This window comes from Pantoea sp. SGAir0430 (genome assembly GCF_043549295.1).
Window position 1 is genome coordinate 359430 of record NZ_CP039428.1, and the last position, 21621, is coordinate 381050.

Annotated in this window: 15 protein-coding genes; 12 read left to right on the forward strand and 3 right to left on the reverse strand. The window is 58.0% G+C overall.

All coding sequences use genetic code 11. The features are described from left to right. Window positions 1-56: 56 nt before the first annotated feature. From E7738_RS20705 to E7738_RS20715, 3 genes are read left to right on the forward strand one after another with little or no spacing between them, the layout of a single operon-like run. The gene (locus E7738_RS20705) at window positions 57-518 is read left to right on the forward strand and encodes a MarR family winged helix-turn-helix transcriptional regulator (protein WP_021508807.1); all 462 of its coding nucleotides are present in this window, start codon (window positions 57-59) and stop codon (window positions 516-518) included. A 43-nt stretch (window positions 519-561) separates the two neighbouring features. After that, window positions 562-1089, forward strand: coding sequence for a (2Fe-2S)-binding protein (locus tag E7738_RS20710; protein WP_371824674.1), 528 nt, complete (start codon window positions 562-564; stop codon window positions 1087-1089). Continuing rightward, entirely contained in the window at window positions 1083-4652 is a 3570-nt protein-coding gene (locus E7738_RS20715; protein WP_394516564.1) for a molybdopterin cofactor-binding domain-containing protein, read from the forward strand. Before E7738_RS20710 ends, E7738_RS20715 begins: the two co-directional genes overlap by 7 nt. A gap of 21 nt (window positions 4653-4673) precedes the next feature. Here E7738_RS20715 and E7738_RS20720 read toward each other — a convergent pair whose 3' ends face one another. Further along, window positions 4674-5258 carry a nucleotidyltransferase family protein gene (locus E7738_RS20720; RefSeq protein ID WP_338671249.1) on the reverse strand — a complete coding sequence of 195 codons (585 nt, stop codon included), beginning with the start codon at window positions 5256-5258 and terminating at the stop codon, window positions 4674-4676. A 53-nt stretch (window positions 5259-5311) separates the two neighbouring features. Beyond that, window positions 5312-6688 carry an aldehyde dehydrogenase family protein gene (locus E7738_RS20725; protein WP_394516365.1) on the reverse strand — a complete coding sequence of 459 codons (1377 nt, stop codon included), beginning with the start codon at window positions 6686-6688 and terminating at the stop codon, window positions 5312-5314. 480 nt (window positions 6689-7168) lie between these two features. On the opposite strand from E7738_RS20725, the gene E7738_RS20730 reads away from it, so the two are divergent. From E7738_RS20730 to E7738_RS20740, 3 genes are all read left to right on the forward strand, one after another. Further along, window positions 7169-8098: a RepB family plasmid replication initiator protein gene (locus tag E7738_RS20730; RefSeq protein WP_021508802.1), complete on the forward strand. Its 930-nt coding sequence runs from the start codon at window positions 7169-7171 to the stop codon at window positions 8096-8098. 1861 nt (window positions 8099-9959) lie between these two features. Next, a complete protein-coding gene (locus E7738_RS20735; RefSeq protein WP_058776156.1) occupies window positions 9960-11159 on the forward strand; it encodes an AAA family ATPase in 1200 nt (399 codons plus the stop codon). 7 nt (window positions 11160-11166) lie between these two features. Then, on the forward strand, window positions 11167-12138 hold the full coding sequence (locus tag E7738_RS20740; protein WP_021508799.1) for a ParB family protein: 972 nt from the start codon (window positions 11167-11169) through the stop codon (window positions 12136-12138). A gap of 505 nt (window positions 12139-12643) precedes the next feature. On the opposite strand, the gene E7738_RS20745 is transcribed toward E7738_RS20740, so the two are convergent. Continuing rightward, window positions 12644-14575 (reverse strand): aliphatic sulfonate ABC transporter substrate-binding protein, encoded by a 1932-nt coding sequence (locus E7738_RS20745; RefSeq protein ID WP_394516366.1) that lies wholly within the window; start codon window positions 14573-14575, stop codon window positions 12644-12646. Between the two features lie 272 nt (window positions 14576-14847). On the opposite strand from E7738_RS20745, the gene ssuD reads away from it, so the two are divergent. From ssuD to E7738_RS20775, 6 genes are all read left to right on the forward strand, one after another. After that, window positions 14848-16023: an FMNH2-dependent alkanesulfonate monooxygenase gene (gene ssuD, locus E7738_RS20750; RefSeq protein WP_262258386.1), complete on the forward strand. Its 1176-nt coding sequence runs from the start codon at window positions 14848-14850 to the stop codon at window positions 16021-16023. Between the two features lie 14 nt (window positions 16024-16037). Then, window positions 16038-17444, forward strand: coding sequence for an FAD/NAD(P)-binding protein (locus tag E7738_RS20755; protein ID WP_262258387.1), 1407 nt, complete (start codon window positions 16038-16040; stop codon window positions 17442-17444). 74 nt (window positions 17445-17518) lie between these two features. Then, window positions 17519-18913 carry an LLM class flavin-dependent oxidoreductase gene (locus E7738_RS20760; RefSeq protein WP_058770423.1) on the forward strand — a complete coding sequence of 465 codons (1395 nt, stop codon included), beginning with the start codon at window positions 17519-17521 and terminating at the stop codon, window positions 18911-18913. Further along, on the forward strand, window positions 18910-19929 hold the full coding sequence (locus E7738_RS20765; protein ID WP_166710622.1) for a methionine ABC transporter ATP-binding protein: 1020 nt from the start codon (window positions 18910-18912) through the stop codon (window positions 19927-19929). The genes E7738_RS20760 and E7738_RS20765 overlap by 4 nt, the downstream gene beginning before the upstream one ends. Beyond that, window positions 19926-20624, forward strand: coding sequence for a methionine ABC transporter permease (locus E7738_RS20770; RefSeq protein WP_104093475.1), 699 nt, complete (start codon window positions 19926-19928; stop codon window positions 20622-20624). Before E7738_RS20765 ends, E7738_RS20770 begins: the two co-directional genes overlap by 4 nt. Beyond that, on the forward strand, window positions 20621-21496 hold the full coding sequence (locus E7738_RS20775; RefSeq protein ID WP_125311071.1) for a MetQ/NlpA family ABC transporter substrate-binding protein: 876 nt from the start codon (window positions 20621-20623) through the stop codon (window positions 21494-21496). The genes E7738_RS20770 and E7738_RS20775 overlap by 4 nt, the downstream gene beginning before the upstream one ends. Window positions 21497-21621: the final 125 nt, after the last annotated feature.

Consider the following 21621-nt stretch of genomic DNA (forward strand, 5'->3'; position numbering starts at 1 on the left):
AGCGCAGTGACAATGCATTACACTGCCTGACAGTTTCCGGGAAAAAGGATAAAGGCATGTCGCACCAGCAGGATCCGCGCGCAGACCAGCGCTATGACTATACCGAGCAGGTTGGCCATCTGTTGCGCAAGGTGTATCAACGCCATGCGGCGATTTTTCAGCAACACGTCGGTGATTCACAGATAACCGCCGTGCAATTTATTACCCTCTGTGCGCTGCGCGATCGCGGTCCGAGCGCACAGAACGATTTAGTGCGTTATACCGCCGTCGATCAGGCCACCATTCGCGGTGTGGTTGAGCGTCTTAAGGCGCGCGATCTGGTCAGTCTGGGTCCCGATCCCACCGACAAACGCAAAGTGATTGTCATGCTGACCGATGCAGGCCACCGCCTGATTGACAGCACGACAGACAACGCGATGCGCATCACCGAAATGACTTACGGGCAGCTGAATCCGGCCGAACGGGTCGCGCTGATTTATCTGCTCAAGAAAATGCTGGACGATACGAGCCAGCCCTAACCCGGGGCGCTTAGCCGCCTCGCTAAGGCGGTTAATAATGAAAATGCTGGCACATCAGACTGCCACACCAGTTTCACCTGCATCCACGTGCCATTACGCCCTTGAGGTGAACGGCGCGACTCACCCCATCAGCAGCTACCGCGATACCTCGCTGCTGCTGGTGCTGCGTAATCACCTCCAGCTTAACGGCCCCAAATATGGCTGCGGCCTGGGCGAATGCGGCGCCTGCACCGTGCTGATCGATGGCGTTGCCGCGCGCGCCTGCGTGATCCCGGCGTATGGCGTGCGTCAGCGCGCTATCACCACGCTGGAAGGCCTGGGCAACCGCGAAGCACTGCACCCGGTGCAGCAGGCGTTTATTGAGGCGCAGGCCGCACAATGCGGTTACTGCCTTAACGGCATGATCATGACCACCGCCGCGCTGCTGCGCGCTCAGCCCTGCCCTGATGACCGGCAGATACGTGCGGCGCTGAGCGGTAACCTGTGCCGCTGTGGCACCCATCAGGAGATTCTGTGCGCGGTGAAGCGTGCCATCACCTTATGCCTGCAGCAGGCGGAGGCGGCATCATGAGTGCGGCTAACGTCCCCACGCAGCAGCAGTTGCTGGCAGCCAGCGACATCCTGTTGATTGTCGATGAGATTCAGCCGCCGCCAGGGCTGGTACCCAAAGGCCAGACGCCGACGCTGAAAGCCAAAGAGCGGGCACTGTTTCTGGCTATTGACGGTTCCGGCAGCGTCTGGGCCTTCAATGGCCATGTCGATCTCGGCACCGGGGTGAAAACCGCGCTGACGCAAATCGTCGCCGAAGAGCTCAATCTGCGCATGGATCAGGTGCAAATGGTACTGGGCGATACGCTGCGCGTGCCCAACCAGGGTGCCACCATCGCCAGCGCCACATTGCAAATTTCTGCCGTACCACTGCGTAAAGCGGCTGCAACGGCGCGCCAGTGGCTGTTACAGCAGGCCGCCGCGCGCTGGCAGCTGCCGGTGGAGAGCATCACGCTGGACGGCGGTTTCCTGCAGCACCCCAGCGGGGTGCAATTGTCATTTGCCGAACTGGTGCAGCAGCAGCGCAGCATCGTGCCGATTGATCATCAGGTAACACTCAAGCCCGCCAGTGAATATCGCTTAGTTGGTACCAGCTCAGCGCGGGTGGATATTCCCGCCAAAGCCACCGGCGAACTGACGTGGGTGCATGACCTGCGCGTGCCCGGTATGCTGCACGGCCGGGTCATCCGTCCACCGTATGCGGGCTATGACACTGGTAGCTTTGTCGGCACCTCATTGCTCAGCATTGACGAAAGCTCGATCGCGCATCTCGAAGGCATCGTGAAAGTGGTGCAGATCGCGGATTTTGTCGGCGTGGTGGCCGAGCGCGAGGAGCAGGCTATCGCCGCGATGGACGCATTACAGGTGCGCTGGAAGCCGTGGGAACACAGCCTGCCGGACCTGCGCGATATCGAACAGGCTATTCGTGATAATCCCCGCACCTCGCGCGTGGTGCATGACAGCGGTGAAGTGGATGCCGCGCTGGCGAATGTCGCGCAGCGTTTTACCCGCAGCTATGTCTGGCCCTATCAGCTGCATGCGTCGATTGGCCCTTCCTGCGCGGTGGCCGACTATCAGCCTGATTCGCTGCAGGTGTGGAGCGGCACGCAGAACCCGCACCTGCTGCGCGCCGATCTGGCATGGCTGCTGGAGAGGCCGGAAGAGACCATTGAAGTGAACCGCATGGAAGCCGCCGGTTGCTACGGTCGCAACTGCGCCGATGACGTGGCCGCCGATGCGGCGCTGCTGTCACGCGCAGTAGGCCAGCCGGTGCGGGTACAGCTGACGCGCGCCCAGGAACACGTGTGGGAGCCGAAAGGCACTGCGCAGCTGATGGAGGTGGACGGCGGGCTGGACGCGCAGGGTAATCCGCAGGTGTATGATTTCACTACGTCTTATCCGTCCAACGGCGCACCCACCCTGGCACTGCTGCTAACCGGCCGTGTCGATCCGGTGGCGCTGGCGTATGAAATGGGCGATCGCACCTCCATTCCACCTTACGATTTTCCCCATCTGCGCGTCACCATTGAGGACATGGCGCCGATTGTACGCGCCTCGTGGATGCGCGGCGTTTCAGCCCTGCCCAACACCTTTGCCCATGAATCCTATATGGATGAGCTGGCCCACGCGGCAGGCGTCGATCCGGTGGAGTACCGGCTGCGCTACATTCAGGACGATCGCGCCGCCGAGCTAATGCGCGCCACCGCTGCGCGCGCAGACTGGACGCCGCGCACCGCCATTCAGCAGACCGCCAGCGAACCCGGCATTTTGCGCGGACGCGGTTTTGCCTACGCACGCTATATTCACAGCAAATTTCCCGGCTTCGGCGCCGCCTGGGCTGCCTGGGTCGCGGATGTCGCGATTGATAAGCAGAGCGGCGAGATCGCCGTTACGCGCATCACCGTGGGCCATGATGCCGGCATGATGATCAACCCGGAAGGGGTAAAGCATCAGATTCACGGCAATGTCATTCAGTCCACCAGCCGGGTGCTCAAAGAACAGGTGACGATTGAAAGCAACCTGATCGCCAGCCAGGAATGGGGCAGCTACCCGATCCTGACGTTTCCGGAAGTGCCGGATATCGACGTAATGATGGTGCCGCGCCCGCACGAACCGCCGCTGGGCGCGGGGGAATCCGCGTCGGTGCCCAGCGCCGCGGCCATCGCTAACGCGGTGTTTGATGCCACCGGTATCCGTTTTCGCGAATTGCCCATTACTGCTGACAAACTGCGTCAGGCGCTGAACGGCCCCGATCCGCAGCCGGAGCCACAGCTGGCCGCACCGGCCCAAACCGCCCGCCGCCGCAGCCGAAAATGGGCACTGGGTGGCGTAACAGGATTGCTCGGCCTCGCCGCTGGCGTGGCGATCAACGCGCTGCCGTGGCGCGCCCCGATTGCGCCCGTGACACCCCCGGCTGCCGGAAGCTGGTCGGCAGAGATGCTGGAACGTGGCCGTCAGGTGGCCGCCGCCGGTGACTGCGCGGTATGCCATACCACGGAAGGCGGCGCGACCAATGCCGGCGGTCTGAAGATGGAGACGCCTTTTGGCACGCTGTACACCACCAACATCACGCCGGATAAGCAGACCGGCATCGGCAGCTGGTCATTTAACGCCTTCGATCGCGCCATGCGCGAGGGCATCAGCCGCGACGGTCATCATCTCTATCCGGCGTTTCCCTACACCAGCTTTCGCCAGCTAAGCGAAGGCGATATGCAGGCGCTGTACGCCTGGCTGATGTCGCAGCCGGCGGTACAGCAGGCACCAGCAGAAAACCAGATGCGCTTTCCCTATAACCTGCGCTTCCTGATGGCGGGCTGGAACGCGCTCTACCTCGGGCGCGGCGAATACCAGCCTGACCCCCGCAAAAGCGCCGAATGGAATCGCGGTGCCTATCTGGTGAACGGAGCCGGGCACTGCGGTGCCTGCCACTCGCCGCGTAATTTGCTGGGCGCGGAAAAACGCGGGGACAATTTCCTCGCCGGCGGCTGGGTGGACGGCTGGGAAGCGCCCGCGCTTAATCAGCTGAATAAAGCCCCGCAGCCGTGGACGGCGCAGTCGCTGTATAACTACCTGCGCAGTGGTTACGATGCGCAGCACGGCGTTGCCGCCGGACCGATGGCACCGGTGGTAAGCCATCTCGCCACCCTGCCGGAAGCCGACGTGCGCGCCATGGCCAGCTATCTGGCAGACATTAATGGTCAGGCAGCGCGCCCTGTCGCTGCGCCAGTGGCAAAACCGGCATGGAACACTGCCGCGGGGGAACGGCTGTTTAAAGGCGCCTGTCAGGCCTGCCACAGCGCCAGCGAGGGCGGACCGCAGTTGTTTGGCGTCAGCCCATCGATGGCCAACAGCAGCAGCATAACCAGCGCGACGCCGGATAATCTGTTACAGGTGGTGCTGCACGGTATCGACAAACCGGCAACCGATGCGCTCGGTTATATGCCCGGCTTTGCCGCCAGCTTGTCAGATAAGCAGGTTGCAGATATTGCCGCCTGGCTGCGCCAGCGCTACGCACCTGACCAACCGGCGTGGCAGAATCTGAGCGAAAAAGTGGCGCAGGTACGCGCTAATCCCGGCAGCCACTGACCCATTCAGGCGCGCTGCAGGTCAGCGGCTTGCCCCGGATCGTGGCAGATCCGCGTCGCGGATCGTGCCCTGATGGGCCGGGAGAGTGATGAGAATGGCCGGGTCGAGCAGCGCGCGGGCACCGCTGTCGCCCTGCAGTTGAGCGAGCGCCGCGCCATAGTGCGCGGCAAATCCCACCGGGTGGCCTGGCTGGTTTTGCCAGCTGAGCCGTACCTGTGGCGCACCGTTGCGCAGCGCCTGCGCCACGCATTGATGATCCTCCGCCCTCACCCACGCCATATCACCCGGTACGATCAGCCAGCCATGCCAGTGGGCGGTGGCCCGCACGCCAGCGGCAATGCTTTCACCGCTGCCGGCGCTGGCAATAGTGCAGGTCGCGACGCCGCACTGCTGTGCCAGCTGTTGAATGGTGCGATCTTCCGGCCGGATAATGAGGAGAAGCGGCAAACCGCTGCGCTGCGCCTGCTGCAGCGTCAGCTTCAGCAGCGGCTGAGGCACGCCATTATCATCAGGATACGGTGCCAGCAGTTTATGCCCGGTACCGCCGGCCTGACGAAAGCGGCTGCCGAGACCGGCAGCAAGGATGAGAATGCCTGGCGTTTGCATACAAGGATTGCTTCCGGAAGTTGGGGCGCACAGTATGGCGCGCCCCGGCCGGGTTAGCGACGGTTTTTCCACACCGTCTGGATGTTACAGAACTCGTGGACGCCGAAGCTGGAGAGTTCGCGGCCATAACCACTCTTCTTCACGCCACCAATAGCGACGCGCGGATCGGAGGCGCCGTTGCCGTTGATAAACACCGCGCCGGTTTCCAGCTGCTCTGCCAGTTCCTGCGCCAGCGCTTCATTGCCGCTCCACACGGTGGCGCTCAGGCCAAACTCGCTGTCATTCGCCAGCTGCAGTGCATGTTGCGCATCGCGCGCGACGGTGATCGCCGCCACCGGCCCGAAGATCTCCTGACGAAAAGCGGTCATCGCGGGCGTGACGTCGGCAAGAATGGTTGGCGCATAATAGTTGCCGACGCCCTCGATCTTGTGGCCGCCCAGCACCAGACGTGCACCCTGTTGCAGGGTTTCCTGCACCTGATGATCCAGTTCATCACGCAGATCGTAGCGTGCCATCGGACCGATATAAGTCTCTTCCTGCAGCGGATCGCCCACTTTCAGCGCCTGCACGGCTGCGCTGAAACGCGCCTCAAACGCCTCTGCGATGCTCTCTTCAATGATGAAGCGTTTGGCTGCCATACACACCTGCCCGCTGTTCTGGTAGCGTCCTGTGACCGCTGAGGCCACTGCCGCATCCAGATCGGCATCGGCCAGCACGATAAAAGGATCGGCACCGCCTAGCTCCAGCACGGTTTTTTTCAGTACCGCACCGGCCTGAGCGGCGATCGCGCCACCCGCGCGCACGCTTCCGGTTACGGCGATAGCCGCGACGCGAGGATCTTTAATGGCGGCAGAAACACCGTCGTTATCGACGTTGATTACATTGAATGCGCCGCGCGGCAAATCGGTTGCGGCAAACAGCTCCTGCATCAGCAAGGCGCAGCCCATGACGCTCGGAGCGTGTTTCAACAGGTAGGTATTGCCCGCCAGCAGCATGCTGACTGCGCCACGCAGAACCTGCCAGTAGGGAAAATTCCACGGCATCACCGCCAGGATCACACCGAGTGGACGAAACGATTGCCAGGCCTGCTGGTTTTCCACCAGCGTGGGCTGATCGGCCAGCATTGCCGGTCCGTGTTCAGCATACCAGTCACACAGGCTGGCGCATTTCAGGACTTCGGCACGCGCCTGCGCAATGGGTTTACCCATTTCCAGCGTGGCGAGCGTAGCCAGTTGATCCTGACGCTGGCGCAGCTGCTCACCCAGCTGACGCAGTACCTTCACGCGCTGTGCCATCTCTGTGTTACGCCACTGCGCAAAGGCGCTGGCGCTTTGCTGTAAAGCCGTTTCCAGCTCGGCTGCACTCTGCAGGGGATAAGTGGCAATGATTTCGCCGCTGGTGGGATTACGTGAAATAACGTGATCAGTCATAAGATGCCTTCGTCAGATAATCGGGTTGATCAGAATGGGATCTACCTTACGCCAGCTATCAGGTGATGAAAAATGAATAGATGAGAGCAAGTTGTTCACCTGAAATGAATTGAGAGACAGCGCAGGCCTGAAGATTTTCATTTTCCACCCTCACAGGGTGATTTAAAGACGTAAGCGAATATTCTGCAGGTTACGCTTATCAGCATCAGTCGCCTCAACGGGTTATCCACTTATACAGTGATTAGATCTTAAAGAAAGATCATAAAGAGATCTAAAAGAGATCCTAAGAGATCCCCGATCGCGGCAGGCCGCACCCGACAAGGGCTGAGAAGGTGATCGTGTTCACTATAATCAGTAAAGTATCCACTATAGTCAGTACTTTATTCACTATAGACAGTAGAATGTTCACTATAAACAGTGTTAATGTTCACTGTAATCAGATACCGATCCTTTTCATCCACAGAATGAAGATCTCAGGCTATGGCAGATAAAGAGAGTGAAAACAAGGCGTTACTTGAACCTTTTCTGTCGGTGACGAAAAACAGTGGTGAAGTTATTCAGCTTCATCCCAATAAAAATAACACCGTACAACCGGTCGCACTGATGCGCCTGGGTCTGTTTGTTCCTACCCTGAAGTCAACGGCGCGCGGAAAATCCGGCGCGATGGCTTCAACCGATGCCACCAAAGAGCTCAAAAACCTGTCGCTGGTGAAAGCGGAAGGCTATGAAAAGATTACCATCACCGGCGCACGGCTGGATATGGATAATGATTTCAAAACCTGGGCCGGCATCATTCAGTCTTTCTCGCGTTATCCGTCTAAGGGCGACACCGTCACGCTGCCGTTTATCGATTTCGTCAAGATGTGCGGTATTCCCTCGGCCAACTCGTCCGCGGCGCTGCGTAAGCGTCTTGACGCCTCGCTGCGACGCATCGCAACCAATACCCTGTCGTTTGAGGGGAATGGTAAGGCCTACCACACGCACCTGGTGCAGTCGGCTTACTACGATCGTGAGAAAGATCTGGTGCGTATTCAGGCCGATCCTAAGCTGTTTGAGCTGTATAACTTCGACCACAAGGTGCTGCTGCAGCTGCGTGCTATCTCGCGCCTCAAGCGTAAGGAGTCGGCGCAGGCGCTGTATACCTACCTGGAAAGCCTGCCCACTAATCCGGCGCCTATCTCCCTGGCGCGCTTACGCATGCGCCTTAATCTCGGCTCAAAAACCACCACGCAAAACCATGTGGTGCGGCGCGCCATGGAGCAACTGAAAGAGATTGGCTATCTGGACTACTCCGAAGTGAAACGGGGCCGTTCGGTATTTTTCATCATCCACAGCCGCACACCCAAACTCGATGGTATTAGCAATCTGGAAAGTATCGATTCGCTGGAAGACCTCGATTTCGAAGACTGACTTCACCCATTCACTGTAATCAGTCAGTCCTCTTCCCGCAGTGTCACTGAGCCTAAAAGTGACACTGCCGCTTTCCCCTCATTTACTGTAATCAGCACAACCTAATCTGTTCACTGTAATCGGTAGCATTCACTGTAATCAGTGGTCGCTGCCGGTATCGCCTGTTCCGTAAAAACCCTCCAAACTTCCTTTTCATGCATAACAGCGCTTTTATTGATAGTGGGTACTTACCAGGTGGGTTGACAGACACCTTGCCTGTGCCTTCAGAGACCGTCTGGCTGATTACAGTGAATGTTTGGTCTGCCGGGCGATTCTGCTGACCACAGTGAACACGTAAGCATACGACCTCACTGATTACAGTGAACGCTTTATCAGTATCTGACTGAAAATTAAGCGTAATAAACGATATACAGTAATACATTCACTGTATTCAGTAATTATGCTGTAAAAGTAACCAGTAAAAGTGACAGGGTTGGTCACTATCGCTGATTACAGTGAATCGTGGGAGGGTTTACCGACTATAGTGAACGTCATTTCATGACGAAACGGCTCTCTGCGTTACTGATTGCAGTGAACGTTCTCAACACTCCCCTGCCCTCACCGCAGGCACTGGCCTGCATGGAAGGGAAAGCCAGCTACTGACTACAGTGAACGTTATCGGGCTGAGGCTAAGCGGGCATGCACTGATTACAGTGAACGTGTTCGTCAGGTACTGCTGCTTCAAAGCGCAGCGCGCGCGAACCCGGCTACTGATTACAGTGAATGTTGTTAGCTGAGTGCCCTTCCCTGTGCCGCACGACCCTCCCTCGACCTGGCGCGATAAAGATGATCGGGTTTACTGATTACAGTGAATGCTCAGCAGGCAGGTCAGCAGTTCAGGCTTAAACACGCTTTTCCTTTTACTGACTATAGTGAATGCGCCGCAGCGATCAGGTTATGAATATCTGCTCGCGGTCACATTACTGATTACAGTGAACATTGACGAAAAGGTATTCATAGTTTACTGACTACAGTGAATGTCGCTGGCATCGACGTCGCAGTTTACTGATTACAGTGAATCTCATACCTGCATCAATCGATGCGCTGGCATATTGCCGCCAGTAAGGCGGCCCTTAACATGGCACTGCACTGCACTGCACTGCACTGCACTGCACGGCGCTCGCCGCGGCGCAGCCCAATCTTCCTGCAGGCAATGCTCGCCAGCCCGCAATCGCACACCGCGTAATTCTCATCGTGTGCAGCTTCTCCCCTTCTCACTGGCTGGCAGCACCCTCTCACACCGTGCATTGCAGGCAGTCAGTGAGGGAAGAATGTAGTGGGCTTGTGCTGACTACAGTGAATCTGACCATTTGGTGAGCGGATGATGCGCGGAATCACTGACTACAGTGAACATTTACTTTTGCGCACTTGCTCACCTGGCGCCGGTAGCGCTGTTCCTGCGCTAAAGAGTTACTGATTACAGTGAATCTTCCGGCAGGGTTACTGATTGCAGTGAATGTTACGCTGAGTACAGTAAACGCATTCCATTTCTTTACGCCACCCGCTGATTACAGTGAACGTGCGGGCTGCTCTGTCAGGTAACGGCGCGCCGTATTTCACCGTAATTGACCGCTTCAGCCAGACATGCCAGTTACTGATTACAGTGAACAGTGGCAGAGTGCTGCCCTTACGCCGATCACATTTTCATCAATTGATGAGTAATCAATCAACGCGCGCTACTGACTGCAGTGAACGTCTGGTTTAACCCCCTCTTGCAAAAGGTCTTTTTACAACGCGGGCCGATAATGAACAGATGAGATAGATTTGCCTCATGTGCAGGATTTCGGTATAAAGTCATAAATCCTACATGTGTGGAGCAAGTATGGCTAACGATGAGAAGCAGGTTCTGAAAGTCGCTCAACGCTCAGAAAGAATGCTGATGAGCCTGACGGAGCAGATTCAGGCGCAAAAAGAAGAGTTGCACGAGAATACTTTTTACCAGGTTTATGCCAAAGCGGCGTTAGCCAAGTTGCCCAAGCTAACGCGCGCCAGTGTCGATTACGCGGTTAACGAGATGGAAGAAAACGGCTATCCGTTTGATAAGCGTGCGGCCGGCAGTTCCACCAAGTACGCGATGTCGATCCAAAATATTATCGACATCTACCATCATCGCGGCGTCCCGAAATACCGCGATCGCCATCCTGAAGCGTTTACGCTGTTTGTCGGTAACCTGAAAGGCGGTGTGTCTAAAACCGTTTCCACCGTATCACTGGCGCACGCGCTGCGCGCGCATCCGCACCTGCTGTTTGAAGATTTACGTATCCTGGTGATCGATCTCGATCCGCAGTCTTCGGCCACCATGTTCCTGAATCATGAACGTTCGGTCGGTTTGGTTGAGGCCACCGCAGCACAGGCGATGCTGCAAAACGTCAGCCGCGAAGAGCTGAAAAGCGAATTTATTGTGCCATCGATTATTCCTGGCGTTGACGTACTGCCCGCCTCAATCGATGACGCCTTCATTGCTTCACGCTGGGAAGAGCTGTGTGCGGAGCATTTGCCGCAGCAAAACGTGCATGCAGTGCTGTATGAAAACGTGGTGGCTAAGCTGAAAAAAGATTACGACTTCATCTTTATTGACAGCGGCCCACATCTGGATGCCTTCCTGAAAAACGCCATTGCCGCCTCCGATTTGCTGATGACGCCGGTGCCGCCGGCACAGGTTGATTTCCACTCCACGCTGAAGTATCTGACGCGCCTGCCCGAGCTTATCGACATCATCGAAGAGTCGGGTGCCACCTGCCGGTTGCAGGGCAATATTGGTTTTATGTCCAAGCTGTCGAATAAAGCGGACCACAAGATGTGTCACAGCCTGGCGAAAGAGATATTTGGCGGCGATATGCTGGATGCGGCGCTGCCGCGGCTGGATGGCTTTGAACGCTGCGGTGAATCGTTTGATACGGTTATCTCCGCTAACCCATCTACCTATGTCGGCAGCAGCGAAGCCCTGAAAAACGCGCGTTCGGCGGCAGAAGACTTTGCCAAAGCCGTCTTTGATCGTATTGAATTTATCCGCCTGAACTGAGGTTATTATGAGCGCAAAAAGAATCACTATTGGCCGCACCTTCAGCCAGAGCCCGTTACAAAATGAACCCAGCGAGGATGGCCACTCCCAAACGTTTATACTTTCCACCGGTAAACGCGCCCTGTTCACCCTGGAACACATCACCGCAAAAGAGATAGAAGAAAGAACGTACGTGGTGATGGAAACCAACGGCCGTGACCAGTCCGGTCTCACGCCAGAATCACTGCGCGATATCATCCGTACCATTAAACTGCAGCAGTTCTTCCCGGCCATTGGCGTGAAGCGTGGCGATCGGATTGAAATCCTCGATGGTTCGCGTCGTCGGGCGGCCGCGCTGCACTGTAAAACCGGGCTGGATGTGCTGGTTACCGACGTTGCCATCTCTGCCGAAGAAGCCCGTCGTCTGGCGCAGGATATCCAGACCGCGCGTGAGCATAATCTGCGTGAAGTCGGCATGCGTTTGATGTCCCTGAAAGACAGCGGACTGTCGCAAAAAGAGATTGCGCAGAGTGAAGGGCTGTCTCAGGCAAAAGTGACCCGCGCGCTGCAGGCTGCCAGTGTGCCGCTGGAGCTGGTCACCCTGTTCCCGAACCATTCAGAATTGACCTATCCTGACTACAAAACGCTGTTGCAGGCCTACGAAAAACTGCAGGAAACCGGTCAGACGGTAGACGCTCTGATTGAAACCATCGGTATGGATGTGGACAGCGTCTGTGCGCGTGAAGGCCTGGCGGAAGACGAAGTCAAGAATGGCATCCTGCGGCTGGTTCGTAACGGCAGCCAGACGCTGGTGCAGGCGCCGGCTAAAGATAAAGTGGTGGCGACACCGCTGTGGACCTTCGCGGATAAAGACCGTTACGCCCGTAAGAAAACGCGCGGACGCATGTTTAGCTATGAGTTTAACCGCCAGTCCAGAGAATTACAGGAAGAGCTGGATCGCGTTATCACCGAGACGCTGAATAAGTATCTCAATCAGTAGTAGCGCTTTACCTCCGATGACCAGCAATCTGTAGTAGCACAATCCCGTACAACCTGAACCGTGCCGCTACAGATTGTTACTTCACCACCTGATTTCTCCCCCGTAATTTCATCCTTCGCCAGCCTGTTTTCAGCGCTAAGTGCATGAAATCAAATCAACCTTAGCCGGAATTTCAGGCTGAAATCGCCAATCCCTCAATATAATATGGTGAAACCGCGCCATCGCTGGTTGAAGCTTTGAAGGTGGCCAGCTTTGCTGGATGCGAAAGCAACAGTGAAAGCAGCAGGAGGAATCCTTAACCAAATCTGCCGGAATCAGGCGACGTTCGCCATGGCGATTTCACCTCTAACTGTTTGAAAACAGGGTTTTTATCTACAGGATTTCAGGCTGAAATCGCCCGAGTTTCACAGTAAATCCTCATGCTGCCGTGAGAAAAACGGGGATTTAGCCAGACGATATTCAATGTGTTATCCACAGAAAACGTGGATAACTTTTACTGTAGCCGCTATGCCATAAGCGCCGTCTGGCTGGGCGACTGCCACACTGCATCACGCACGCGCACCGGTTTATGAATCAAACCGAGCGCATAAAAGCGGTCAGCGATAGTTTGCTGTTCTTTGATGACGTGGAAAACCATGGCCCGCGTCTGGTGGCTGCGACGGGATAAGGCACGTTCCACGGCTGCGAACTCCAGCCCCAGTTCCTGCGCCAGCATAGTGGCGGCTTCATGGCGATGATTATCAATAAAGGTCCCGGTTTGCTGCAGGCTCGTTACCAGCTGCTGCACGATGTCGTCATGCTGCTGCACATAATCATGGCGCGCCAGATAAAACTGGTGGTTGCGCACCCGGCCTTCGCCCTTCTCCAGCACGCGTAAATCGGCGTTGCTTTCTGCGGCACTCAGCAGCGGATCCCACATCATCCAGGCATCGACGGCCAGATAATCGCTGGCTGTGAGCGGATATTTCGGCGGCGTGTACACCACTTTAATTTCATCCAGACCGATGCCGGCTTCCTCCAGCAGCTGCAACAGCAGCCAGTGAACATTCGATCCTTTATTGACCGAGATACGCTTACCCCGCAAATCTGCCAGGTTGTGGATAGTACTGTCGCGTGGCACCACAATCCCGACGCTGCCCGGTGCCGGTGGCTCCCAGGCGATATAAGTCACGGCGTTACCGCTGGCCTGAGCGAAGATGGGCGGCACTTCACCGGTGGTACCAAAATCAATCTCATTATTTTGCAGCGCATACAACAGTTGCGGACCGGCGGGGAATTCACTCCACACCACGCTGATACCCTGCTGATTGAAGCACTGTTCCAGCGTCTGGCGCGCTTTCAACACGCCAAGATTGCCAAATTTCTGAAAGCCGATGCGCAACTCGCGTTCAGGGCGCGCGGCCCCGCTGGCGTGCGCGAAGGCTATGACGGCAGACTTACGCCGCCCTTTTATGACGCCCATCTGAGCCAGATGCGTGCGCAGCGTGTGCCGGCTAATGCCCAGCAGCGTGGCGGCCTGAGTCTGATTGTTGTCCGCTATTTCCAGTGCATTACTGATCAGACTATGAATCACCCGATCAAACAGCTGTTGCGGTTCGCGCGTAATCTGCTGGCGCAGGAAGCTATCCAGTGTCGAATCGTCCGTTTCGCTGTATCCACGTTCACTGTAACCTGCCAGCCGCAGTTGCGTCGGTGTCAATGTCTCATCGCGACTGAGCAGCACCGCATTGTGCAGCGTATTCTCCAGCTCACGAATATTGCCGGGCCAGCTGTAATCGCGCAGCGCTTCCAGCGCGTCAGGCGACAGGCGACGCGCCGGACGGCCAAGGCGGCGTGCGTACAGGGAGAGGAAATGCTGTGCCAGCAGCGGGATGTCCTCGCGACGCTGGCGCAGCGGTGGCAGGGGAACAACGGCGATGTTCAGGCGATAAAACAGATCTTCACGAAAACGCCGTTCGCGAATTGCCTGCGCCAGATCGACATGGGTTGCGGCGATAACGCGCACGTCTATTTTAATGGCCTTGCGTGAACCGACGCGTGTGATCTCACGCTCCTGAAGGACGCGCAGCAGTTTAACCTGCAGCGGCAGGCTCAGTTCGCCGATCTCATCCAGCAGCAGCGTGCCGCCCTGCGCCGCTTCAAACCAGCCAGGGTGCGCCTGAGTCGCGCCGGTGAAGGCACCTTTCTCATGTCCAAACAATTCAGCTTCTGCCAGGCTTTCCGTCAGGGCGCCGCAGTTGACGGCCAGAAACGGGGCATGCCGGCGTGGACTGTGGTGATGCAGATAACGGGCGACCACTTCTTTGCCGGTGCCGGTTTCGCCCACAATCAGTACCGTGGCGTCGGTGGGTGCGAATTTATCCAGCAGCGACTGGAAAGCCAGCGATGCCGGGTCGACCAGGCGAGGTGAATCTGGTTGATTGTAAGGTGTCAGCATGAGGGTGGCTCCTGTAAAGGTCTGCCATCACGCTAAACCCGGCAAGTGGCAATGAACAGCAGGAAAAAAGCATAAGCAGTTGCATATGCAGCAAATGCTGTTGGCGTTGCGTTGCAATTGCAACAGACATTACGCGCTCTGATGACCTAACTGACTGAAAATGCACAATCTCTGTTTCGTTAAAACCTGGCATGCTTTTCGCTTACGCCTATATAACCAAATAGAAAGTTAAGAATGAACGTTTTCTCATAAAGTTATATAGGATAAGCATAATGGCCGATTCTGCGCACGAGAGCATAAATGTCTTCTGGTTCCTGCCGACGCACGGCGATGGCCGTTACCTGGGTACCACAGAAGGCGGACGCCCGGTTGATTTAGCCTATTTACAGCAGGTCGCGCTGGCCGCCGACAATCTGGGCTTCTACGGCGTCCTCATTCCGACAGGCAAAAGCTGTGAGGATTCCTGGCTGGTGGCTTCCGCGCTGGCACCAATGACCCGCCGGCTGCGCTATCTGGTCGCCATACGGCCAGGGTTGCAGCCACCCACGCTGGCAGCGCGCATGGCTACCACACTGGATCGTCTGTCGGAAGGCCGTCTGCTGATTAACGTGGTCACCGGCGGCGATCCGGTAGAGAACAAAGGCGACGGCATCTTCCTCAACCACAGTGAACGTTATGAAGTGACTCGCGAGTTTCTGGATGTGTATAGCCGGCTGATGCGCGGCGAAAAAGTGGATTATCAGGGCGAGCATATTCAGGTTGAAGGCGCTGAGGTGCTGTTTCCACCGGTGCAGGAAAACGGTCCACCGCTCTACTTTGGTGGCTCATCGGAGGCAGCAATCGACGTGGCGGCGCAGCAGATTGACACCTATCTCACCTGGGGAGAGCCACCGGCGCAGGTAGCAGAAAAACTGGCGGTCGTGCGTGAGCGCGCTGAGTCACGCGGCCGGAAACTCGAATACGGTATCCGCCTGCATGTGATTGTGCGTGAAACCGAAGAAGAAGCCCGAGCGGCGGCGGATAAACTGATTGCCCATCTGGATGACGACACCATCGCTCAGGCGCAGAAGATTTTTGCCCGCATGGATTCCGCCGGTCAGGCGCGCATGAGTGCGCTGCACAACGGTTCGCGTGATAACCTCTACATTGCGCCGAATCTGTGGGCAGGCGTCGGACTGGTGCGCGGCGGTGCCGGCACCGCGCTGGTGGGCAGCCCGCAGCAGGTCGCTGAACGCATTCGTGAATACCAGGCGCTGGGGGTGACTAACTTCATTCTTTCGGGCTATCCGCATCTGGAAGAGGCCCATCGCGTGGCTGAATTGCTGCTGCCGCTGTTACCGCTGGCCCACGGTCAGCAGCAGCGCGCCCGTACCATTAACACTGGCCCGTTTGGTGAAACCATCGGCGGCGATAAGCGCCCATCGGCGAAACAGACGAGCGCCAGCTGATGCAGGAGAAGGCGATGGCAACAGCGCACATCATTATTGTCGGCGGGGGCTTCAGCGGCACAGCGCTGGCGATTCACCTCGCCCGCACGTCGCTCGCGCCGCTACTGATTACAGTGGTCGAACCGCGCGCCAGCCTCGGCGCCGGTGTTGCCTATTCCACGCCGGAACCGGCACACCGCATCAATGTGCCGGCTGCGCGTATGCAGCTCAGCGGAGAAGAGCAGGGCGCCTTTGATCGCTGGTATCGTCAGCAACCGGAATGTTCACTGGATTCAGCAGCACACTGCGCCGATGGCGCGGTGTATCCGCAGCGTGCGCTGTTTGGTCGCTACCTGGCGCAGCAGTTTGCCGCCGCCGCTGAGGCGCATCCGCATGTCACTCTGCGTCACGTCCAGGCACGTGCGCTGGCGTGGGAAGGGCAACAACTGCTGTTGAGTAACGGTGAAAACCTGACTGGCGACATCCTGGCACTGGCGATCAGCCATCCACCGCCGTCGCTGCCACGCATGCTACAGCCGTTTGCCGACCATCCGGCGCTGATTGCTAACCCGTGGCAGCCAGGCGTGCTGGATAACGTTGAGCCTGACGCATCGGTGGCGATTGTCGGCACCGGCCTGAGCATGGCTGACGTGGTGGCTTCGCTGGCGACGCGTCAGCATCAGGGGCCGCTGCTGGCGTTCTCACGGCGCGGACAACTGTCACGCGCCAATCTCAGCGGCGAATGGCCGGAGTGGACACTGGCCACGCAACCTCAGCCCAGCGCGCGTCGCTGGCTGCGGCATATTCGTAATGAAGTCGCTCGCGCTGCCGCGCAGCAGCTGCCGTGGCAGCGTGTGCTTGATGAGGTGCGTGTGCAGGGGCAAGCCATCTGGCAGTCACTTCCACTACCTGAACAGCGACGCTTTGCGCGTCATCTGCGTTCATGGTGGGATGTGCATCGCTATCGCATTGCCCCACAGGTCGCCGCCGTCATCGCCCGGCGACAGCAGCAGGGTAGCCTGCAGGTATTGGCCGCTCGCCTCGTGGCGATTCACGCTCACCCGCAGCAGCTGGAAATCACCCTGCGTCAGCGCGATGGCACCCGGCAAAACCATGTGCTGGATAAACTGATTGTCACGACCGGACCGGGACATGAAGCGCTGACGACCAGCCAGCCGCTGCTGCAATCGCTAAGCGAGCAGGGCCTGATCCGCGCCGATGCGCTCGGCTTCGGCATTGATGTGGATCACTACTCGCGCACCCTCAACCGGCACGGCCAGCCCAACGCACGCCTGTTTGTCGTGGGCCCGGCGGCGCGCGCCCGCTTTGGCGAGCTGATGGGGTTGCCGCAGGTGGCCGATCACGCGGCCGCCGTAGCGGATGAAATTCTTAAGGTATTGCCTGTCGCTCACGCTGAGCGATGTCCCCCTTCCGCCTCCTGAATACTCAACATCCTGAAAATTAACTGACGAACGCAGGGTCGCTGCACGATCACGGCCTCGCTATGGAGATTGCTATGCCATCGCAACGCGAAATACGCCTGAATGCCTTTGATATGAACTGTGTCGGTCACCAGTCGCCCGGACTCTGGGCTCATCCCCGTGACCGCTCCTGGCAGTATAAAGATCTGGAATACTGGGTTGATTTGGCGCGCCTGCTGGAGCGCGGCAAGTTTGACGGCCTGTTCATTGCCGATGTGCTCGGCATTTACGATGTGCTGAACGGCAACGGTGACGCGGCGATACGCCAGGCTACTCAGGTGCCGGTGAACGATCCGCTGGCATTGATTACGCCGATGGCGCTGGTCACAGAGCATCTCGGTTTCGGCTTAACCGCCTCGCTGTCTTTTGAGCATCCTTATCCGTTCGCGCGCCGTTTGTCGACGCTGGACCATCTGACCAAAGGCCGCATTGGCTGGAACATCGTTACCTCCTATCTGGAGAGCGGCGCGCGCAACATTGGTCATAAAGCGCAAACCGATCATGACAGCCGGTATGACTATGCCGATGAGTACCTGCAGGTGGTCTACAAACTGCTGGAAGGCAGCTGGGAGCAGGATGCGGTGCTGCGCGATCGTCAGCGTCGCATTTTCAGCGATCCCGGCAAAATCCATCCGATTAACCATCAGGGTACCTTCTTTAACGTACCGGGCATCCATCTGTGTGAACCCTCGCCGCAACGCACGCCAGTGCTGTATCAGGCCGGTGCATCGAGCCGCGGCAAACAGTTTGCCGCTGAGCACGCAGAATGTGTGTTTGTCGCCGCGCCGTCCAAAGTGCTGTTAAAGAAAACCGTGGCCGACATCCGGCGTCGTGCAGCCGAAGCCGGTCGCGATCCGCGCAGTATTTTGATCTTCAACCTGCAGACGGTGATTGTCGGTGAAACCGATCGGGCGGCGCAGGCGAAGTGGCAGGAGTATAAAAACTGGGTCAGCTACGAAGGCGCGCTGGCGCTGGTTTCTGGCTGGACCGGCATCGACTTTGGACAATATCAGCCGGACCAGGTGCTGAAATACCTGCACACCAACGCCATTCAGTCAGCGGTTGAAACTTTCTCTACTGCCGATCCCGATCGTCAATGGACGGTGAAAGCGCTGGCCGACTGGGTGGGCATCGGCGGTTTTGGCCCGCTGCTGGTGGGCAGTGCGGCAACGGTGGCGGATGAACTGCAGAGCTGGGTAGAGGAGACCGACGTGGATGGTTTCAACCTGGCGTATGCGCTGACCCATGAAACCTTTGAGGATGTGGTCGAGCTGCTGATTCCGGAGCTGCAAAAACGCGGCGTTTACAAACAGGATTACGCCGCGGGCACGCTACGCGAAAAGCTTTTTGCCGCCGGGCCGCAGCTCAGTGCGCCGCATCCGGGTGCTGGCTATCGCGTACGCAGCGCGCAGCAGCAGGAGGTCATATGATCGAAATCGAGCGCCTGAGTAAGCACTACCGTGCGCCGGACGGTCGCGTCACCGACGTGCTGAAAAACATCACGCTGCAGGTGCCGGAAGCCAGCATCACCGCGGTGGTCGGACCGAGCGGTGCCGGAAAATCTACGCTGGCGAAATGCATCAGCCTGCTGGAGCAGCCGAGCGGCGGCAGCATCCGGGTTAACGGCAGCGATTTATCCCGGCTGGATGGCGAAGCGCTGCGCCGCGCGCGTCGCGCCATCGGCACGGTATTTCAGTCTTCCGCGCTGCTGCAGCGTAAAAGTGCCTGGGAAAATATCGCGCTGCCGCTGCGCTATCTCGGTGTGGTCGAGCGCGATATCCGCGCCCGCGTCGGCGAGCTGCTGGAGAGTGTCGGACTGAGCCACAAAGCCAGCGCCTTTCCCGCCCAGCTCTCCGGTGGGCAGCGGCAGCGCATCGGTATTGCCCGCGCGCTGGCGCTGCGTCCGTCTGTATTGCTGGCCGACGAAGCCACCTCCGGCCTCGATCCGGAAGCGACGGTCACCATCCTTGAGCTGCTGAAAAAACTGCGTGACGACTACCGGCTGGCAATCGTGCTAATCACCCATGAAATGGATGCCGTACGTCAGGCGGCGGATGCGGTTGCCGAGATTCGCGATGGAGAGATAGTGCAGTATGGCACCGTCAGTGCGCTGCTGGCACAGCCGGACAGCGCGCTCGGCCAGCGGCTGCTGCCGCTGACGGCACAAGTCAGTGATGCCGGACTGGTGCTGCAGCTTAGCTACCGTACCGATGTCGCGGTGGCCAGCGACTGGATTTCGCGCATCAGCCAGCAGTTCGCTTTAAAGGTGGATCTGCTGGGTGCGCATGTCGAGCGGGTCAATGGCATCCAGGCCGGACGGTTGCAGGTGGGCATTCATTTTCAGCAGGAGCAGGTGCCGCTGGCACGGTTGCTGACGCAGCTGGAGCAGTATGGCCTGGCGGCCAGCGTTGCTGTCAGCGTGCCGCCATTACGGGAGGCGGTATGAGCGTATCCGTAATAAGCCAGGACACGCCCTGGCCTGAAATTCCGGCACTGATGCTGCCGGCGCTGGGTGAAACCGCGCTGATGGTCGGCATCGTGATGCTGTTTGTGGTGAGCCTCGGTGGCGTGGTCGGCGTGGTGCTGTTTAACACCTCGCCGCGCGGACTGTTTCCGCAGCGCGGTGTGCATCGGGTGCTGAGCTGGATCGTCAATATGGGGCGCTCGTTACCGTTTCTGGTGCTGATGGCGGCCATCATTCCGTTTACCTTCTGGCTCACCGGCACCACCATCGGCATTCCGGCGGCGGTGGTACCGATGATCGCCGCCGGTATTCCTTTCTTTGGCCGCCTGGTCGACAACGCATTACGTGAGCTGCCAGGTGAAGTTACTGCCGTAGGGCTGGTGTGCGGCGGGTCGCGCTGGCAGATCATCCGCTCCGCCCAGCTGAGTGAAGCGCTGCCGGCGATTGTCGCAGCCATCACGCTCAACCTGATCTCCATGATTGAGTACTCGGCCATCGCCGGCACCATTGGCGCTGGTGGCATTGGCTACCTGGCGGTGGTGTATGGCTATCAGCGGTTCGATAACCACATCATGATCGCTACCATCGTGGTGTTAATTGCACTGATTCAGACCATTCAATTTTTCGGCGACCGGCTGGTTGCGGCCTTGCGCCATCCTCAGGGGACATCGTTATGACAACACAAGAATTTGAGTTACGTAAAACACGCCGCTGGCCGTGGCTGCTGCTGATTATAGTGGTCATTTTGCTGGCCGCCGCTGGCTGGTTGTGGCGCAGCCAGCAGCCGCAGGCGGTGGTGTTTGGTACCACGCTGAAAGTGCATTATGAGCCGGCAATGGCCGGGGAACAGAAGCTGATTGACTATGTGGGTGAGCATATCGCGCCGGACTACGGCCTGAAGCTGGAGGCGGTCGGTGTGCAGGATCCGGTGCAGGCGGACCGTGCGGTAGCAGAAGGGCAGTATGCTGCGACGGTCTATCAGCATCAGTGGTGGCTGAAGCAGGTGGTCGATGCTAACGGCTTCCAGCTCACTTCCAGCCTGCCTCTGTTCCAGTGGGCCTTTGGTATTTACTCCGATCGCTACCACTCGGTGGCGGATTTACCGCAGGGCGCAACCATTGTAGTGCCTGACGATGGGGCGAATCAGGGCCAGGCGCTCTGGCTGCTGGCACGTCAGGGATTGATCACCCTCGATCCGACGGTAGAACCGCGCACCGCCAAACTGAAAAACATTGTCGGTAATCCGCACGGTTTCGTGTTTAAAGAGCTGGATCTGCTGACCATGCCGCGGGCGCTTAATTCGGTCGATGCAGCGATTGGTTATGTGTCGCAGTTTGACGCCGGTAAAGTCCCGCGTGACAAAGGCATTCTGTTCCCGCCCGCGCCGCGCACCTTTGCCTCGCAGCTGGTGATCGGTACGCCTTACCTGGAGCAGGAGAACATCGTCAAACTCAGACAGGCATTTGCCGATCCGCGCGTACAGCAGTGGCTAAAAACCACCGATGACCCGCTGGTCAAAGGCGTGCTGGTGCCGGTTTCTGCTGAATAACTTTACTGCCGAATACGCTACCCGGACCCGCATTGCGCGTCCGGGTTTTAGTGTTGGTGTATTTATTATCTTATTGATTATATTGTAATTAATAGCAAATATTGTTGCTTTGGTTCCCTGCATAA

Excerpts from the sequence above, each read along its gene's own strand:
- E7738_RS20705 (WP_021508807.1), top strand. The coding sequence starts at position 57 with ATGTCGCACCAGCAGGATCCGCGCGCAGACCAGCGCTATGACTATACC.
- E7738_RS20725 (WP_394516365.1), bottom strand. The coding sequence starts at position 6,688 with ATGACTGATCACGTTATTTCACGTAATCCCACCAGCGGCGAAATCATT.
- E7738_RS20765 (WP_166710622.1), top strand. The coding sequence starts at position 18,910 with ATGATCGAAATCGAGCGCCTGAGTAAGCACTACCGTGCGCCGGACGGT.
- E7738_RS20760 (WP_058770423.1), top strand. The coding sequence starts at position 17,519 with ATGCCATCGCAACGCGAAATACGCCTGAATGCCTTTGATATGAACTGT.
- E7738_RS20755 (WP_262258387.1), top strand. The coding sequence starts at position 16,038 with ATGGCAACAGCGCACATCATTATTGTCGGCGGGGGCTTCAGCGGCACA.
- E7738_RS20735 (WP_058776156.1), top strand. The coding sequence starts at position 9,960 with ATGGCTAACGATGAGAAGCAGGTTCTGAAAGTCGCTCAACGCTCAGAA.
- E7738_RS20730 (WP_021508802.1), top strand. The coding sequence starts at position 7,169 with ATGGCAGATAAAGAGAGTGAAAACAAGGCGTTACTTGAACCTTTTCTG.
- E7738_RS20710 (WP_371824674.1), top strand. The coding sequence starts at position 562 with ATGCTGGCACATCAGACTGCCACACCAGTTTCACCTGCATCCACGTGC.
- E7738_RS20745 (WP_394516366.1), bottom strand. The coding sequence starts at position 14,575 with ATGCTGACACCTTACAATCAACCAGATTCACCTCGCCTGGTCGACCCG.
- ssuD (WP_262258386.1), top strand. The coding sequence starts at position 14,848 with ATGGCCGATTCTGCGCACGAGAGCATAAATGTCTTCTGGTTCCTGCCG.
- E7738_RS20740 (WP_021508799.1), top strand. The coding sequence starts at position 11,167 with ATGAGCGCAAAAAGAATCACTATTGGCCGCACCTTCAGCCAGAGCCCG.
- E7738_RS20720 (WP_338671249.1), bottom strand. The coding sequence starts at position 5,258 with ATGCAAACGCCAGGCATTCTCATCCTTGCTGCCGGTCTCGGCAGCCGC.
- E7738_RS20775 (WP_125311071.1), top strand. The coding sequence starts at position 20,621 with ATGACAACACAAGAATTTGAGTTACGTAAAACACGCCGCTGGCCGTGG.
- E7738_RS20770 (WP_104093475.1), top strand. The coding sequence starts at position 19,926 with ATGAGCGTATCCGTAATAAGCCAGGACACGCCCTGGCCTGAAATTCCG.